At 72.8% G+C, this 16367-nt stretch carries 13 protein-coding genes; 10 read left to right on the plus strand and 3 right to left on the minus strand.

What is annotated here, in order from left to right:
* Positions 1-76: 76 nt before the first annotated feature.
* Entirely contained in the window at positions 77-2929 is a 2853-nt protein-coding gene (locus ACZ58V_RS12410; protein ID WP_471289885.1) for a helix-turn-helix transcriptional regulator, read from the plus strand.
* A gap of 207 nt (positions 2930-3136) precedes the next feature.
* Positions 3137-3928 carry a S1 family peptidase gene (locus ACZ58V_RS12415; RefSeq protein ID WP_468183463.1) on the plus strand — a complete coding sequence of 264 codons (792 nt, stop codon included), beginning with the start codon at positions 3137-3139 and terminating at the stop codon, positions 3926-3928.
* Positions 3929-4025: 97 nt separating this feature from the next.
* Here ACZ58V_RS12415 and ACZ58V_RS12420 read toward each other — a convergent pair whose 3' ends face one another.
* The gene (locus ACZ58V_RS12420) at positions 4026-5123 is read right to left on the minus strand and encodes a winged helix DNA-binding domain-containing protein (RefSeq protein ID WP_468183460.1); all 1098 of its coding nucleotides are present in this window, start codon (positions 5121-5123) and stop codon (positions 4026-4028) included.
* Between the two features lie 126 nt (positions 5124-5249).
* Here ACZ58V_RS12420 and ACZ58V_RS12425 point away from each other — a divergent pair, with 126 nt between their 5' ends.
* The gene (locus tag ACZ58V_RS12425) at positions 5250-5675 is read left to right on the plus strand and encodes a DUF6003 family protein (RefSeq protein ID WP_468183457.1); all 426 of its coding nucleotides are present in this window, start codon (positions 5250-5252) and stop codon (positions 5673-5675) included.
* A gap of 29 nt (positions 5676-5704) precedes the next feature.
* Here ACZ58V_RS12425 and ACZ58V_RS12430 read toward each other — a convergent pair whose 3' ends face one another.
* Positions 5705-6670: a YihY/virulence factor BrkB family protein gene (locus ACZ58V_RS12430; protein ID WP_468183454.1), complete on the minus strand. Its 966-nt coding sequence runs from the start codon at positions 6668-6670 to the stop codon at positions 5705-5707.
* 145 nt (positions 6671-6815) lie between these two features.
* Here ACZ58V_RS12430 and ACZ58V_RS12435 point away from each other — a divergent pair, with 145 nt between their 5' ends.
* From ACZ58V_RS12435 to ACZ58V_RS12465, 7 genes are all read left to right on the plus strand, one after another.
* Complete coding sequence (locus tag ACZ58V_RS12435; RefSeq protein WP_471289888.1) at positions 6816-7925, plus strand: AI-2E family transporter; 1110 nt, start codon at positions 6816-6818, stop codon at positions 7923-7925.
* 102 nt (positions 7926-8027) lie between these two features.
* Positions 8028-9836, plus strand: coding sequence for a methylmalonyl-CoA mutase family protein (locus ACZ58V_RS12440; RefSeq protein WP_471289890.1), 1809 nt, complete (start codon positions 8028-8030; stop codon positions 9834-9836).
* Positions 9836-12010 carry a methylmalonyl-CoA mutase gene (scpA, locus tag ACZ58V_RS12445; protein WP_468183445.1) on the plus strand — a complete coding sequence of 725 codons (2175 nt, stop codon included), beginning with the start codon at positions 9836-9838 and terminating at the stop codon, positions 12008-12010. Before ACZ58V_RS12440 ends, scpA begins: the two co-directional genes overlap by 1 nt.
* Positions 12007-12999 carry a methylmalonyl Co-A mutase-associated GTPase MeaB gene (gene meaB, locus ACZ58V_RS12450; RefSeq protein ID WP_468183442.1) on the plus strand — a complete coding sequence of 331 codons (993 nt, stop codon included), beginning with the start codon at positions 12007-12009 and terminating at the stop codon, positions 12997-12999. The genes scpA and meaB overlap by 4 nt, the downstream gene beginning before the upstream one ends.
* 96 nt (positions 13000-13095) lie before the next feature.
* Positions 13096-14550 carry an argininosuccinate synthase gene (gene argG, locus ACZ58V_RS12455; RefSeq protein WP_189721378.1) on the plus strand — a complete coding sequence of 485 codons (1455 nt, stop codon included), beginning with the start codon at positions 13096-13098 and terminating at the stop codon, positions 14548-14550.
* A 196-nt stretch (positions 14551-14746) separates the two neighbouring features.
* Complete coding sequence (locus tag ACZ58V_RS12460; RefSeq protein ID WP_471289894.1) at positions 14747-15271, plus strand: hypothetical protein; 525 nt, start codon at positions 14747-14749, stop codon at positions 15269-15271.
* Positions 15272-15415: 144 nt separating this feature from the next.
* Positions 15416-15739, plus strand: a complete 324-nt coding sequence (locus ACZ58V_RS12465) for a hypothetical protein (protein WP_471289896.1) — start codon at positions 15416-15418, stop codon at positions 15737-15739.
* 326 nt (positions 15740-16065) lie between these two features.
* Here ACZ58V_RS12465 and ACZ58V_RS12470 read toward each other — a convergent pair whose 3' ends face one another.
* Positions 16066-16356, minus strand: coding sequence for a hypothetical protein (locus tag ACZ58V_RS12470; RefSeq protein ID WP_468183433.1), 291 nt, complete (start codon positions 16354-16356; stop codon positions 16066-16068).
* Positions 16357-16367: the final 11 nt, after the last annotated feature.

Consider the following 16367-nt stretch of genomic DNA (forward strand, 5'->3'; position numbering starts at 1 on the left):
CTCACCACGCCGTCCGTCCGAAATTGAAAGAGCTGTTGCCTAATATTGGCCAGGACACGACACAGGGAGGGGAGCGGTGACCGTGCGACGGGACTTCCAGGAGCCTCCCAGATGCCGCCCCGACCTGGTCATCGGCAGGGAGGATCTGTTCACGTCGGCGCGTGAACAGCTGGGCCGAGGCGGAAGTGTGCTGCTCCACGGCCCCGCGGGAATAGGAAAGTCGACGATCCTGCGGGCGCTGGCGGCGGATTACGGCGGCTCGGCCCGGACCGTGTTGCGCTGCTCGGCCACCGAGTCCGAATCCCACCTGCCCTTCCTGGCGCTGGCCGACCTGTTCGGCCTGGTCCTGGACGAGGTCTCGGAACAGCTGCCCTCGGCCCAGCGCACCGCCCTGGAGTCGGCGCTCACCGGCCGCGGCGAGTCCACCCTCCAGCGTGACGGGCTCGCGCTGCGCCTCGCCGTGCTGTCGGCGCTGCGCGCCCTCGCCGCCGAGGGGCCGGTTCTCGTCGTCGCCGACGACCTGCAGTGGCTGGATGCCGCCAGTGCCGAACTGCTCGGCTTCGCCGCCCGCCGGCTGGGCGACACGCCCGTGCAGATGCTGTGCGCGGTGCGGACCGAGGGCCAGGAGTACGACCGTCATCTACGCGCGTCCCCGCCCGACACGCTCGCCGTCCGGCTGGGCCCGCTGACCCGTACGCAGGTCTCGGCGCTGCTCGACCACCGCGGCTACACCCCCTTGTCCCGCTCCACGATCCGCGACATCCACCGCACCAGCGGCGGCAACCCGCTCTTCGCGCTGGAACTGGGCCGCGCCCTGGCCGAGAGCCCCACCCGGCCCCGGCCCGGCGAGCCGCTGCCCGTGCCCACCTCGCTGCGGGCCCTGGTGCTGAGCCGGCTGGAGATGCTGTCGGACGAGGCGCGCCGCACCCTCCTGGTGGCCAGCGCCGGTGCCCGCCCCACGCTGGCGCTGCTGCACGCGGCCGGCCGGGAGCAGGCCGAGGCCGAGACGGCCCAGGCGGCGGCGCTCGGGCTGCTGGCGACCGAGGCGGAGGGGCCAGCCGTACGGTTCGCGCATCCGCTGATCTCGGCCGCGCTGTACGCGGAGGCCCCGGCGCAGGAGCGGCGGGCCGTGCACGCCGCGCTGTCCACGGCGGCCTCCGACCCGATCGAGCGGGCCCGGCACCTGGCCCTGGCGACCACCGGCACCGACCCGGAGGTGGCGGCCCGGCTCGCCGAGGCCGGCGCGCTGGCCCTGGACCGCGGGGCGCCGTCCGTGGCCGCCTCGCTCGGGCTGCTCGCGGCCCGGCACACCCCGGCGGACAGCTCCCCGGGCCCGGACGAGCGGCGTCTGCAGGCCGCGGAGGACGCGATCACCGCAGGTGAGGCCGATCTGGCCCGGGACATCGCCCGCGACGTACTGACGCGTGCCACCGTGCCAGCGGAGCGGGTGCGGGCCTGGATGGTGGTCATCGAGGCGGCCGGGCAGGCGCTCGGCGAGGTCGACGCGGTCTTCCCGCAGGTCCTGGCCGACGCGGGCGACGACCCGCGGCTGCTCGCCCTGGTCCACTACCAGCTGGCCTGGCGCGGCCTGGTCGTGGAGGGCGACTTCGCCGAGGCCCGGCAGGAGGCCGAGCACGCGGCGGAGCTGGCCGCCCGGGGCGGGGACCGGCGCACCGAGCTGATGGCGCTGTCCTTCCAGGCCTCCACCGAGACCCTGATGGGCCATCCGGGCGCGCCCGCGACCGTCAAACGGGCGCTGCGTGAACCCCAGGACCCGTATGTGGCCTGCCATCACAACGGCGCCGGCTCGGCCCGGTTCCGCTGGCTGATCATGAGCGACCAGCTGCCGGAGGCGCGGGCGGTGATCACCGCGCTGCTGCGTGAGGTGCGGCGGCGCGGCATGGTCGAGAGCGAGGTGCACTTCCTGCGCTTCCTCGCCGACACGGAGCTGCGCACCGGGCACTGCGGCCGGGCCCTGGACCTGGCCCGCGAGAGCCTGCGGCTGGCCCGGGACGCCGGGATCGGCGAGGGCGCCTCGGCGATGCTCGCCTCCCTCGCGGAGGCCTCCGCCGGGGACGTGGACCGGGCGCTGGCGCTCGCGCGTGAGGCGGCCGACCACGCCGAGGTCGACGGCGACCAGATGTATCTGTCCCGGGCTCTGGCGGCCCTGGGCTACGCCCAGTTGGTGGCCGGGGACCCGGCGGCCGCGGTCCGTTCGCTGCGCCGGGTGCGGGAGCTGGAGCAGGGCCTCGGGATCAACGACCCGGCGCGCGGCCGCTGGCACGGCGACCTCGCCGAGGCCCTGGTCCGCATCGGCGAACCGGGCGAGGCCCAGGACGTCATCGACACGACCCGCGCGCACGCGCTGCGGCTGGGCCGGGAGAGCGTGCTGGCCGTGCTGGACCGGGCCGAGGCGCTGGTACGGGCGGCACGCGGCGAACACGAGGCCGCCCTCGTGCGGTTGGCGTCCGTGCGGGACCGGCTCGGCAGGCTGGGCTACGGCCTGGAGGAGGCGCGGGCCGCCTTCGCGCTGGCCCGCCTGCGCGCCCAGGCCGCCGCCCTGCCCCGCACCGGCGGGACACCCCTGCCGGGGCCGGCGTCGTACGACGAGGCCGCCCGGCTGTTCCGGCGCTGCCGGGCGCTGCCGTGGCTGCGGCAGGTCGAAGCGGCCGTCGCGGGTGGTTCCACGGCGGTGGAGCCGGCCGCCGTGGCGCCGCCCGTCGCGCTGGACGCGCTGGAGGGCCTGGCCTCGATGGAGCGTCAGGTCGCCTCGCTCGTGATGGAGGGCGCGACCAACCGGGAGATCGCGGCCCGTCTGTTCATCAGTGTCAAGACCGTCGAGGCGACGCTGACCCGGGTCTACCGGAAGTTGGGGATCCGTTCGCGGGTGGACATCGTCCGGCTGGCCGCCGGCCGCCGCACGACCTGACCCCCACCTGGGTTCACGGGGCGCGACCGAGGGTTTTCCCTGCCCAACTCCCTTAGGGGGTTCCCTCATTGGGAGCCCCCTGTGCCGGGCTCTAGCTTGGGGGCGTGCCGCTCGCCGGGCACACGGAGATCCGAACAACGGCGTCAGGGTCCCCGTGCTTCACGACCACCCGCGCGACCCCCCACCGGCAACTCCCCAAGGAGACCCATGTTCGGGTTCAACCGTGCCAAGAAGGCCGCCGCCGTCGCCGCGGTGACCGCTGCCGCCGCCGCGACCGCGCTGTTCACCGCCCCCTCCGCCGTCGCCGCGCCCCAGCCGATCGTCGGCGGTACGACGACCACGACGACCGCGTACCCGTTCGTCATGCAGATCACGGACGCCTCGCAGAACCAGTTCTGCGGCGGCACGCTGGTCTCGCCCACCAAGGTCGTCACCGCCGCGCACTGCATGGTCGGTGAGACCACCAGCAGCGTGCGGGTGGTCGGTGGCCGCACCTACCTCAACGGCACCAACGGCACGGTCAGCAGAGTCAGCAAGATATGGATCCACCCGAGCTACACCGACGCCACCAACGGCGACGACGTGGCCGTGCTGACGCTGTCGACGTCGATGCCGTACACCACCGCGAAGTACGTCACCTCGTCCCAGACCTCGGTGTACGCGGCCGGCGCCACCGCCCGCATCCTCGGCTGGGGCACCACCTCCGCGGGCGGCAGTTCCTCCAACCAGCTGCGCACCGCGACCGTACCGACCGTGTCCGACTCCAGTTGTGCGAGCTCCTACGGCTCCGACTTCGTGCAGAGCGACATGGTCTGCGCCGGAAAGACCACCGGCGGCGTGGACACCTGCCAGGGCGACAGCGGCGGTCCCCTGCTCATCGGGGGCGTCCTGGCAGGCATCACTTCCTGGGGCGAAGGCTGCGCCCAGGCCGGTTACCCGGGTGTCTACACCCGGCTGACCACCTTCTCCAACCTGGTCACGACGCAGGTCAACTCGTAACCGGACCTAGCTCCTGAGTACCCCTCAGGTGAAAGACCAGGGGGCGTTGCGGGCCTCCACGAGCGGCCCGCAACGCCCCCTCTCCATGTGCGGTGCGTCATTTCCGTACGACTCCGAAGCGGATGTCGTACGACGTCCCCGGTTGCATCACGCGCAGCATCCGCTCGCCCTCGGCGGTGACCTCGTCCCGTCGGTCCCTGGTGAGCCGGTCGAAGGGCTCGATGACGAGGGCGTGGTCCTCCAGTCGCCACAGGCCCGCGAGGAAGCCGTCGACGAGGAGCGTGGGGTAGGCGATGTTGCCCTGCCAGGAGCGGCCCCGGTACTGCGGTGGGACGACGCGGGTGCGGTCGGCGTGGGAGAGGAGCAGGTTGTCGAACTCGGGCAGGAAACGCGGCGGGGCCGGGGTGTCCGGGTCGGGGCGGGAGGCGTCCGGGAGGTCGAAGAGCTCGACGCCGTTGTCGTCCTGGAAGGTGACGAGTTGCGGGCGAAGCCGTTCGAAGGCGTCGCGCAGGCGGGTCAGTCCGGCCCAGGTCTGCATGTCCTTCACGGAGGCCGGGCCGAAGGCGGCGAGGTAGCGCGGGACGACCGCGTCGGGGGTGGGGGCGGGTTCGGACGGGCGGCCGAGCCAGTGCTCGGCGGTGGTGAGACTGACCTGCCCGCTGCGGCCCCACAGGCCGCGCGGGGTCACCTGCACGAGCGGCAGACGGCACCGGGCGGCGACCGCCAGGGCCTGCGGATCGGCGTCGGGCCACTCCTGGAGCAGGGCCTCGCGCAACTGCTTCATCGTGCGGGGCCCGGCCTCGACGAGGTCCCGGGCGAGACGGGCGAGACGGTCCAGGTCGACACCGGCGAGTCCCTTGCGGAATTGGACCAGCTCCCGGTCCCGGGCGGGCTGCACCAGCGGCCTCAGGGTGAGGCAGTCGTCCGCGGTGTGGGTGTGGATGGTGGAGCGCATCGTGACGATACGGACGACCTCGCGGCCCGCCATCGGCGTCGACAGCGCCTCGGGGTCGAAACCGTCGAGGCGTGCGGCGAGCGCGTAGTACGGAGGCTTGACGTTCTGCGCCTGGAGACCGACCAGATGCTCGACGGCCGCGACGGCGGTCATCCGGGCGGGGCGCAGCAGCAGTTGCCGGTCGAGGGTGGCGCGGTTGAGGGCACGGGTACCGAGGACGCTCCGCTGGGTGTTCGCCATTCGGGCAGGGTAGCGGGGCTTGCGGACAGGTTCTGGCCGCGATGGCCGTAACTCTCGGAGCCGACGGTATTCCGGGCTCGGCGGGGTAAAGGAAATCGATCAGCCCCCGCCGAGAAGGAGCCGAGGATGACCGACGACGCCTACCTGTTCCTGCTTGACGATCCGTCCGCGACGCTCGGCGTGGCCCCTGCCGCCGTCGGCGATCTCGCGTGCATGGAGACTCCCGCGGTACGCGCCTGGCTGGACGCGCAGGGAAGCACGCCGGTCTCCCCGCAGCTGCGGCTGCTGCCGCCGGAGGAGACGGCGGCCATCCCCGAGGGAGCGGAACGGCTGCCCGTCCCGCTGGGCGACGAGGAACTGAGCCGGGTCCGCCATCTGAACGCACCGCAGTCACTCGCCCGGGTCGAGGAGGAGCTGCTCGCCTTCCGCGACTGCGCGGACGGCCGCGACGGCCTGATCGCCCGCGCGCTGGCAGCGGGTGTGGCACCGCACCGCATCGTCGAACTCACCGGTGTGGACCCCGCGACGGTGACCGCGACGGCGAGTGGCTGACCCACGGCGGCCTCAACCGCCGTACGGCCTCACGCACCTGGCCCGGGGTCCGGCAGGACCGCTGACGCGATGCCGGCGCGGGCCGCTTCCAGCTGGGCGGCGAACGCGATGCCGAGGAAGAGCGCGACGGCGGTGAGGTTGGCCCACAGCAGCAGGGCGATGAAGGCGGTGAGCGGCCCGTACACGGCGCCGAAGGCACCGCTCTCCTCGACGTACAGCGCGAGCAGCCAGGTGGCCGACACCCACAGCAGGAGGTGCACGGCCGAGCCGAAGGCCAGCCAGGTGTAGCCGGGCTGGACGCGGCGGGGCGACCAGCGGAAGATCACGGCGGAGGCCACCCAGGCCAGCGCGAGCCCCACGGGGACGTCCAGCACGCCCCACCATTGCGGCCCGCCGCCCTCCCGGCCGGCGGAGTCCGCCACCGCGTCGCCCACGGCCTCGCCGGCGACGAGGGCGACGAACCCGAGCACCAGGGGCAGGCCGGCGGCGAGCGCGAGCACGATGCCTCGCGCGTACTTGCGCGGGAAGGGACGGTCGCGCTCGATGCCGTAGATACGGTTGGCGCCGCGCTCGATCTGGCCCATGGCCGAGGCTAGGTTCAACAGCGCGAATCCCAGGCCGAGCCACAGGGCGAGCGTGCTCCAGACGTCGCCATGGGCGGTGCGCCGCGTCCCCTCGAAGGCGTCCTCGACGATGTCGGCGCTGGCACCCGGCACGATCCGGCCGAGCGTGAGTTCGATGATCCGGCCCACGCCCTCGGTGTGCACCGACGTGGCCAGCCCGACGAGCGCCACGGTGCACGGAACCAGCCCGAGCACCACCTGGAAGGCGAGGGCCCGCGCGTTGGTGAAGCCGTCCGCGTAACGGAACCGTGCGAAGGAGTCGGTCAGCAGCCGCAGCCCCCCGTAGTGGCGCAGGGCGGTGAACGCCTCGTCTCCGGAGAGCTCGTCTCCGATCATGTCCCGGGTCTGCGGGACGTGGACGGCGGTACCCATGGCGTGGACGCTCCTTGTCGTACGGCTGGTCCCTGACCGGTTTCCCCGTGCTTGTTCCCCGACGCCGCACCGGCCGATACCGGCCTTCGGGCGAATTCAGGGCCGGCTTCGCGGTTCGGCGGGCGGTGGGTGGTACGGGGATGAGATGGCCGCGTCTGTCGAACCGCCCGCCTCGCCGCTCGGACGCCCGGGCGGTGAGGAGCCGCGTGTGCCGGCCTGGCTGCGGACCGCGGCCGCGTACGCCTGGCGGATCATCGCCGTCGGCATCGTCGTCCGCTTCGCCTTCTCCGTGCTCGGGCAGTTCCACCGGATCGCCGTCGCCGTCTTCCTCGGCCTCGTCATCGCCGCCGTGCTCCGCCCCGCGGCAGGGCTCCTGGCCCGGTTCATGCCCAGGCCGCTCGCGGTCGCCGTCGCGATCGTCGGCGGCATCGTCCTCGTCCTCGGGGCACTGGCCCTGGTCGGTGAGACCGTGGCGGACCAGCGCAGCGGACTGGAGCGGGAGTTCGTGGCGGGGATCGACCGGATCGAGCGCCGGTTGGAGGAGCCGCCGTTCCGGCTTCCCGCGGACGCCTTCGCCGATCTCCAGTCCCGGATCGGCAAGCTCCTGTCGAGCCACCGCTCCACCCTCATCAGTACGGCGCTCAGCGGTGCGAGCAGGCTGCTGGAGGTGCTGACCGTGCTGGCTCTGGCCCTGTTCTGCGCGGTCTTCTTCACGCACTCCGGCGAGCGGCAGTGGCGGTGGGTGTGCGACCAGCTCCCCGACGGGGCGCGGCAGCGCGTCACGGTCGCGGGCCGGGCCGCCTGGCGGACCTTCACCGGCTACACGCACGGCATCCTGCTGGTGGCGGCGACCAACGCGGTCCTCGTGGGCATCGCCCTTTTCGCTCTCGGGGTGCCGCTCGCCATGCCGCTGGCGCTGCTGGAGTTCCTGGCCGCCTTCATCCCCCTGATCGGCTCGCCGATCGCCCTGGCGGTCGCGGCCGTCGTCGCGCTGGCGTCGAAGGGACCGCTCATCGCCCTGGTGGTGGTGGCCCTGATCGTGATCATCGGACAGATCGAGGGCCATCTCCTGCACCCCATCGTGATGAGCTGGGCCGTCCGGCTGCACCCGGTGGTGGTGGCCCTGGCGGTCGTCGGCGGAGCGGTCGCGGCGGGGGTGATCGGTGCCGTGGTGGCCGTACCGCTGGTGGCCGTGGTGTGGTCCGTGTACCAGGCGCTGCGAGGGTCCGGGGACGAGATCACGACCCCGGCGTGAACGCCGCGCGGATCATGGAGACCGAGGCCACAGTCAGGGGGAGGGCAAGGTCACAGCCACGCCCACTCCTGCTCTTTCGTTAACGTGGCCTAACATCCGAGCATGACGGTCCTGCCTGACGACGGGCTTGAGCTGGCCGGCGAGTTCCCTGATGTGCCCCATGAGCAGTGGCAGCGCCTTGTGGCGGGTGTGCTGCGCAAGTCGGGCAAGGACGTCGAGGGAGCCGAGGCCGAGGAAGCCCTGTCCACCGCCCTGGAGGACGGGTTGCGCACCCGGCCCCTCTACACCGCGCGCGACGACGCCCCCGAGCCTGGTTTCCCCGGGTTCGCGCCCTTTGTGCGCGGCGGCCGTGCCGAGGGGAACACGGTCGGCGGCTGGGACGTACGGCAGCGGCACACGGCGGCCGACGGCACCGCGGTGCTCGCGGACCTGGAGAACGGTGTCTCCTCCCTCTGGCTGACCGTGGGCGAGGACGCCATCCCGGTGCCGTCCCTCGGCACGGTCCTCGACGGCGTCTATCTCGACCTGGCACCCGTCGTCCTCGACGCGGGGCACGAGACCGAGCCCGCCGCACGGGAACTGCTGCGGCTGTACGAGGAGCGGGGCGTCGCCCGCGACGTGGCGCGCGGCAACCTGGGCGCGGACCCGCTGGGCCACGAGGCCCGTACCGGACAGGGCTACGACGTCGCACCGGTGGCGGATCTCGCGCGGCGGTGCGCCGAGGAGTACCCGGGGCTGCGGGCGCTGACCGTGGACGCGCTGCCGTACCACGAGGCCGGCGGTTCGGCCGCCCAGGAGCTGGGCTGCTCGCTGGCGACGGCGGTGGCGTATCTGCGGGAGCTGACCGATGCGGGGCTGAGCGTCGAACAGGCCTGTGCGCAGCTGGAGTTCCGGTACGCGGCGACCGCCGACCAGTTCCTGACGATCGCCAAGCTGCGGGCCGCGCGCCGGCTCTGGGCGAGGGTCGCCGAGGCCTGCGGGGCCCCGCGCGCGGGGGCGCAGCTCCAGCACGTCGTGACCTCACCGGTGATGATGACGCGCCGCGACCCGTGGGTGAACATGCTGCGCACGACCATCGCGACGCTGGCCGCGGGGGCGGGCGGGGCCGACTCGGTCACCGTGCTGCCCTTCGACCACGCGCTCGGCCTGCCGGACGCGTTCGCCCGCCGAATCGCCCGCAACACCTCCACGATCCTCATCGAGGAGTCGCACCTGTCCCGGGTGATCGACCCGGCGGGCGGCTCCTGGTACGTGGAGCGCCTCACCGACGAACTCGCGCACGCGGGCTGGGAGTTCTTCCGGCGGATCGAACGACTCGGCGGCCAGGCGGCCGCCCTGCGCTCGGGCGGCCTCGGGCGGGACCTCGCCGACACCTGGGCGGCCCGCAGCGGGAAGCTCGCCAAGCGGCGCGAACCCATCACCGGCGTCAGCGAGTTCCCCCACATCGCCGAGAAGCCGGTCGTGCGCGAGCCGGCTCCCGAGCCGCGCTCCGGCGGGCTGCCGCGGGTGCGCCGCGACGAGGCCTACGAGGCGCTGCGCGCCCGCTCCGACGCCCACCTCGCGGCGACCGGCTCCCGGCCCCGGATCTTCCTGGCCGCGCTCGGCCCGGCCGCGGCCCACACCGCGCGCCTGACCTTCGCCTCGAACCTCTTCCAGGCGGGCGGCATCGAGCCCGTCACGGAGGGCACCTTCGAGGAGAGCGGCGCGAGCGAGGCCGTGCTGTGCTCCAGTGACGCCCTGTACGAGGAGCAGGCCGAGACCACCGCCCGGGACCTGAGGGCCGCCGGTGCCCGGCATGTGTTCCTCGCCGGGCGGCCGGGGAACCACCCCGGTGTCGACTCGTACGTCTTCGCGGGCTGTGACGCCGTCGCCGTGCTGTCCGCCACCCTCGACCGCATGGGAGTGTCCTGATGGGAATCCCCGACTTCTCCGGGATCGAGCTGGGCTCCCCGGCCGCCGACGGCGGGCCCGACGAGTGGCGTACGGCGGTCAAGAACGCGTCCGGCGGGGACGACCTGCTCTGGGAGACCCCGGAGGGCATCGCGGTCAAGCCGCTGTACACCGGCCGTGACCTGGAGGGCCTGGACTTCCTGGACACGCGCCCGGGCCAGGCGCCGTATCTGCGCGGCCCGTACCCGACGATGTACGTCAACCAGCCCTGGACGATCCGTCAGTACGCCGGTTTCTCCACGGCCCAGGAGTCGAACGCCTTCTACCGGCGCAACCTCGCGGCCGGGCAGAAGGGCCTGTCGGTCGCCTTCGACCTGCCCACGCACCGGGGTTACGACAGCGACCACCCGCGGGTGACCGGCGACGTCGGCATGGCGGGCGTGGCGATCGACTCGATCTACGACATGCGCCAGCTGTTCGACGGCATCCCCCTCGACAAGATGACCGTGTCGATGACGATGAACGGCGCCGTGCTGCCGGTGCTGGCGCTGTACATCGTGGCCGCCGAGGAACAGGGCGTACCGCCCGAGAAGCTGGCCGGGACCATCCAGAACGACATCCTCAAGGAGTTCATGGTCCGCAACACCTACATCTATCCGCCGAAGCCGTCGATGCGGATCATCTCCGACATCTTCGCCTTCACCTCGCAGCGGATGCCCCGCTACAACTCCATCTCCATCTCCGGCTACCACATCCAGGAGGCCGGTGCCACGGCCGATCTGGAGCTGGCGTACACGCTCGCGGACGGCGTGGAGTACATCCGGGCGGGCCGTGAGGCCGGCCTGGACGTGGACGCGTTCGCGCCCCGGCTGTCGTTCTTCTGGGCGATCGGCATGAACTTCTTCATGGAGGTCGCCAAGCTGCGGGCGGCGCGCCTGCTGTGGGCGAAGCTGGTGAGGCAGTTCGACCCGCAGAACGCCAAGTCCCTTTCGCTGCGCACCCATTCGCAGACCTCGGGCTGGTCGCTGACCGCGCAGGACGTGTTCAACAACGTGACGCGCACCTGCGTCGAGGCCATGGCGGCCACCCAGGGGCACACGCAGTCGCTGCACACCAACGCCCTCGACGAGGCCCTCGCGCTGCCCACCGACTTCTCGGCGCGTATCGCCCGCAACACGCAGCTGCTGCTCCAGCAGGAGTCCGGCACGACCCGCGTGATCGACCCGTGGGGCGGCAGCGCGTACGTGGAGAAGCTGACGTACGACCTCGCGCGGCGGGCCTGGCAGCACATCCAGGAGGTCGAGGCCGCGGGCGGCATGGCCAAGGCCATCGACGCGGGCATCCCCAAGCTGCGCATCGAGGAGGCCGCGGCCCGCACCCAGGCCCGGATCGACTCCGGCCGCCAGCCGGTCATCGGCGTCAACAAGTACCGGGTCGACAGCGACGAGCAGATCGAGGTGCTCAAGGTCGACAACTCCTCGGTGCGGGCCCAGCAGGTCGAGAAGCTGCGGCGGCTGCGCGAGGAGCGGGACGAGACGGCCTGCCGGGACGCGCTGGACGCGCTGACCCGGGCCGCCGGGGGCGAGGGCAACCTGCTGGAGCTGGCGGTGAACGCGGCCCGTGCGAAGGCGACGGTCGGGGAGATCTCCGACGCCCTGGAGAAGGTGTACGGGCGGCACGCGAGCCAGATCCGTACCATCACCGGCGTGTACCGCAACGAAGCCGGGGAGTCTCCCTCCGTGGACCGCACCCGCACCCTCGTGTCCGACTTCGAGGAGGCCGAGGGCCGCCGCCCGCGCATCCTGGTCGCCAAGATGGGCCAGGACGGCCACGACCGCGGCCAGAAGGTGATCGCCACCGCCTTCGCCGACCTCGGCTTCGACGTGGACGTCGGCCCGCTGTTCCAGACCCCCGCCGAGGTGGCCCGGCAGGCCGTCGAGGCGGATGTGCACATCGTCGGGGTCTCGTCGCTGGCGGCCGGTCACCTCACCCTCGTACCGGCGCTGCGCGAGCAGCTCGCCGAGGAGGGGCGCGAGGACATCATGATCGTGGTCGGCGGGGTGATCCCGCCGCAGGACGTTCCCACGCTGCTGGAGATGGGCGCGGCGGCCGTCTTCCCGCCAGGGACGGTGATCCCGGACGCGGCGTACGACCTGGTGAAGGGGCTGGCGGCTACCCTCGGGCACGACCTGTGATCGATGTCGACGCCTATGTGAAGGGCGTACTCGACGGGAAGCGGGCGATCATCGCCCGCGCCATCACGCTCGTCGAGTCCACCCGGCCCCAGCACCGGGCGCTGGCCCAGGAGTTGCTGACCGAGCTGCTGCCGCACAGCGGGCGGGCCCGGCGGATCGGTGTCAGCGGGGTGCCGGGCGTGGGCAAGTCGACGTTCATCGACGCGTTCGGCACGCAGCTGACCTCGCTCGGGCACCGGGTGGCGGTGCTCGCGGTCGACCCCTCCTCCAGCCGTACCGGCGGCTCGATCCTCGGCGACAAGACCCGCATGGAGCGCCTGGCGGTGGATCCGGCGGCCTTCGTCCGCCCCTCCCCCACCGCGGGCACGCTGGGCGGTGTGGCCAAGGCGACCCGTGAGTCGATCGTGGTGATGGAGGCGGCCGGCTACGACGTGATCCTGGTGGAGACGGTCGGCGTCGGCCAGTCCGAGACCGCGGTCGCGAACATGGTCGACTCCTTCCTGCTGCTCACCCTCGCCCGCACCGGCGATCAGCTCCAGGGCATCAAGAAGGGCGTCCTGGAGCTGGCCGACGTGATCGCCGTCAACAAGGCGGACGGCCCGCACGAGCGCGACGCCCGCGCCGCCGCGCGTGAGCTGGCGGGCGCGCTGCGGCTGATGCACGGCAAGGACGCGGCCTGGACCCCGCCCGTGCTGAGCTGCAGCGCCCGCGAGTCGGCCGGTCTGGACACCGTGTGGGAGCGCCTCGAACAGCACCGCACCCTGCTGGACTCCACCGGCCGCCTCGCCGCCAAGCGCCGTGACCAGCAGGTCGACTGGACCTGGACCATGGTCCGCGACGAACTCCTCGGCCGTCTGAAGGCCGACCCGGCGGTGCGGGCACTGGCGCCGACGCTCGAACAGCGGGTCAGGGACGGCGAGCTGACGCCGACCCTGGCCGCCGAGCGGATTCTCGGGGCGCTCGGCGGCTCCGGGCAGGACCTCTTCTGAGCTGATTCCGGCCGGATCGGGGCGAGTCCTGGACCCCCCGGCCGGAATCCATACACGCTACTTGCATGATTATGCGTGATGATACATACTCTTCCCATGTCCAAGGTCCTCACCTCCCTGCCCGCCGGCGAGCGCGTCGGCATCGCCTTCTCGGGCGGTCTCGACACGTCCGTCGCGGTCGCGTGGATGCGCGACAAGGGTGCCGTCCCGTGCACCTACACGGCCGACATCGGCCAGTACGACGAGCCCGACATCGCGTCGGTGCCCGGCCGTGCGAAGACCTACGGTGCCGAGATCGCGCGCCTGGTCGACTGCCGTGCGGCGCTGGTCGAGGAGGGCCTGGCCGCGTTGACCTGCGGCGCGTTCCACATCCGCTCGGGCGGGCGGGCGTACTTCAACACCACGCCCCTCGGCCGTGCCGTCACCGGCACGCTCCTGGTCCGGGCGATGCTCGAGGACAACGTCCAGATCTGGGGCGACGGCTCGACCTTCAAGGGCAACGACATCGAGCGGTTCTACCGCTACGGCCTGCTCGCCAACCCGCACCTCAGGATCTACAAGCCCTGGCTGGACGCGGCCTTCGTGACGGAGCTCGGCGGCCGCAAGGAGATGTCCGAGTGGCTGCTCGCCCACGGGCTGCCCTACCGGGACAGCACGGAGAAGGCGTACTCCACCGACGCCAACATCTGGGGCGCCACCCACGAGGCCAAGACCCTGGAGCACCTGGACACCGGCGTCGAGACCGTCGAGCCCATCATGGGCGTCCGGTTCTGGGACCCCGAGGTCGAGATCGCCACCGAGGACGTGACGATCGGCTTCGACCAGGGCCGCCCGGTGACGATCGACGGCAAGGAGTTCGCCTCCCCCGTCGACCTGGTCATGGAGGCCAACGCCATCGGCGGCCGGCACGGCCTGGGCATGTCGGACCAGATCGAGAACCGGATCATCGAGGCCAAGAGCCGCGGCATCTACGAGGCGCCCGGCATGGCCCTGCTGTACACCGCCTACGAGCGGCTGGTCAACGCGATCCACAACGAGGACACCCTCGCCCAGTACCACGCCGAGGGACGGCGGCTCGGCCGGCTGATGTACGAGGGCCGCTGGCTGGACCCGCAGGCGCTGATGATCCGCGAGTCGCTGCAGCGCTGGGTGGGCGCGGCCGTCACCGGCGAGGTGACGCTGCGGCTGCGGCGCGGTGAGGACTACTCGATCCTCGACACGACCGGCCCGGCGTTCAGCTACCACCCGGACAAGCTGTCCATGGAGCGCACCGAGGACTCGGCGTTCGGCCCGGTGGACCGGATCGGCCAGCTCACCATGCGCAACCTCGACATCGCCGACTCGCGCGCCAAGCTGGAGCAGTACGCCGGCATCGGCCTGATCGGCACCGGCAGCCCCACCATCGGCGCCTCGCAGGCGGCCGCGACCGGCCTCATCGGCACCATGCCGGAGCTGCCCGAGGGCGGCGCCGAGGCCATCGCCTCCCGCGGCGAGGTCTCCGAGGAGGACGCCTGGCTTGACCGCGCGGCGATGGAGTCCGGCACGGACTGACCAGCCCGGCAGCACGGAAGGGCCGGCTCGGCACCGTTCGGTGTCGAGCCGGCCCTTTCGCATCGGCCGAACGGCCGAGGGCCCGTGCTGCCATGCTCCCGGGGGTCCGGCCGAACGGCCGAGGCGCGGGCCCACGCATCCGGACGAGAGTGGAGCCACTTCCTCTACTGGATCCTGACGCCGAACCAGGAGTCATGTGCTCGGGCCCGCCCGGGTCCCGGGCGGGCCCGAGCGGATCGACGCGGCCGTCACCGCCCTGGCACCCGCCGGGCAGGGCCGCTTCCCGGCCTCGCGGGACTATGTGCCCGCCCCGGACGAGACCGTCACCGACCGCGTCGCCACGGTCAGCACCGCCACGCTGCTCCTGAGCTTCCTCGTGGCGACGGCCTCCGCGGGACTGACCGCAGCCGCGGGCGTCCTGGACCGGCGCCGCGTCTACGGTCTGCTGCGGCTGTCCGGCACCCCGCTGAGGGTGCTGGACCGGGCCCGGGTCCGTGAGACGGTCCTGCCCCTGGTCGTCCTGGCCGGCGGCACCACCGCGATGGGCGTCTTCGGGGGCTACCAGCTCAACCAGGCGCCCGGCGCGACCGTCGACAGCTCCGGCGCGCTCCAGCTCGCCCTCTGCGTGACCGCCGGCGCGCCGGCCATGCTCGCCGCGATCGGGCGCAGCGGGCCGCTGCTGCGCAGGGTGACGGCGAACCCGGCGCAGACGGCGGACTGACGAGGCGAGAAGCCTCGCGCGGCCCGCGGCATGACTTCCACACGCCCCGCCGGTGCTCCCCGCGCCATCGCGGCAGTGGCCTCCGCCTTCCCAGCCTCATGCCAATCTGTGACCGACCGATCACTCAAAGTCAGGAGCAGTCTCATGAGCATCAGGCACGCCACCGTGACGACCACGGCCCTGCTCACGCTGCTGGGAACTCTGTTCTCCGCGACGGCGATCGCCGCGGCGCCGCCCCAGGGGGACTTCACGGCCAGAGGCGTGAAGATCCACAGCGGCTACAGCACCACATCCTCCGTGCGAGGGCACGGCAATCCCGGCGACGGCTACACGCACATGGGCGGGCAGAGCAACGCGGAGAGCGTGCCCTGCCCGGACGGCTCGGTGAAGGACCACTGGACGTACGTCCACAACAACCGGACCGGGGTCGAGGGCTACGTCTCCGACTGCTTCATCAGGGAGTACTGACCACCGGACAGCCGTCTGAACAGTCCTTCCGTACCTGACGTATACGACGGGGTGAACGTCGGTGCGAGCGTGCGGGCGGGCATGTTCGCCCTCGTCGGCAGCGTGCTCGCGGCTCTCGGGCACCACACTGTCGCCGAGGGCGCGGTGCCCTGGCGGCTCGTCGCCGGGTTCGGCCTGGCGCAGTTCGCGGCCGCCCGGCCCGTCGCCCGCCGTCGACTCTCCCTGCCCACCGTGGCCGCGGCCACCCTCGGGGCGCAGGGGGTCCTGCACACCGGCCTGACCCTGACGGGCGGCGCCCATGCCACCGGGGCGGGTCATGCCGGGCATCAGGGGACGGGCGGCGACGGGCACGCCTGGCACCAGGTCTCGGCCGGTATGACGGCCGCCCATGTCGTCGCCGCGCTGGCGGCGGGCTGGCTGCTGCACCGGGCGGACGCGGCACTGACGGCCGCGTTCGCCGCCGCCCGCACCGTGCGGCGCGCCGCCGCCGCCGTCGTGGCCCGCGTACGGCGGTCCTTGCTGCCCGGCGGCGGCACCGGTGGCGCGCCGCCCGCCGTGCCGCTGCTCGGCTGCTTCGACCCGCCGTCCGCCCCACGGACACGAACGCTGGACCACACGCTGGTGCGCA

The sequence above is a fragment of the Streptomyces sp. NPDC040589 genome, assembly GCF_055594445.1.

What these genes read in the sequence shown, in the direction of transcription:
- ACZ58V_RS12415 (WP_468183463.1), top strand. Translation starts at nt 3,137, where the DNA reads ATGTTCGGGTTCAACCGTGCCAAGAAGGCCGCCGCCGTCGCCGCGGTG.
- ACZ58V_RS12420 (WP_468183460.1), bottom strand. Translation starts at nt 5,123, where the DNA reads ATGGCGAACACCCAGCGGAGCGTCCTCGGTACCCGTGCCCTCAACCGC.
- ACZ58V_RS12425 (WP_468183457.1), top strand. Translation starts at nt 5,250, where the DNA reads ATGACCGACGACGCCTACCTGTTCCTGCTTGACGATCCGTCCGCGACG.
- ACZ58V_RS12430 (WP_468183454.1), bottom strand. Translation starts at nt 6,670, where the DNA reads ATGGGTACCGCCGTCCACGTCCCGCAGACCCGGGACATGATCGGAGAC.
- ACZ58V_RS12435 (WP_471289888.1), top strand. Translation starts at nt 6,816, where the DNA reads ATGGCCGCGTCTGTCGAACCGCCCGCCTCGCCGCTCGGACGCCCGGGC.
- ACZ58V_RS12440 (WP_471289890.1), top strand. Translation starts at nt 8,028, where the DNA reads ATGACGGTCCTGCCTGACGACGGGCTTGAGCTGGCCGGCGAGTTCCCT.
- scpA (WP_468183445.1), top strand. Translation starts at nt 9,836, where the DNA reads ATGGGAATCCCCGACTTCTCCGGGATCGAGCTGGGCTCCCCGGCCGCC.
- argG (WP_189721378.1), top strand. Translation starts at nt 13,096, where the DNA reads ATGTCCAAGGTCCTCACCTCCCTGCCCGCCGGCGAGCGCGTCGGCATC.
- ACZ58V_RS12465 (WP_471289896.1), top strand. Translation starts at nt 15,416, where the DNA reads ATGAGCATCAGGCACGCCACCGTGACGACCACGGCCCTGCTCACGCTG.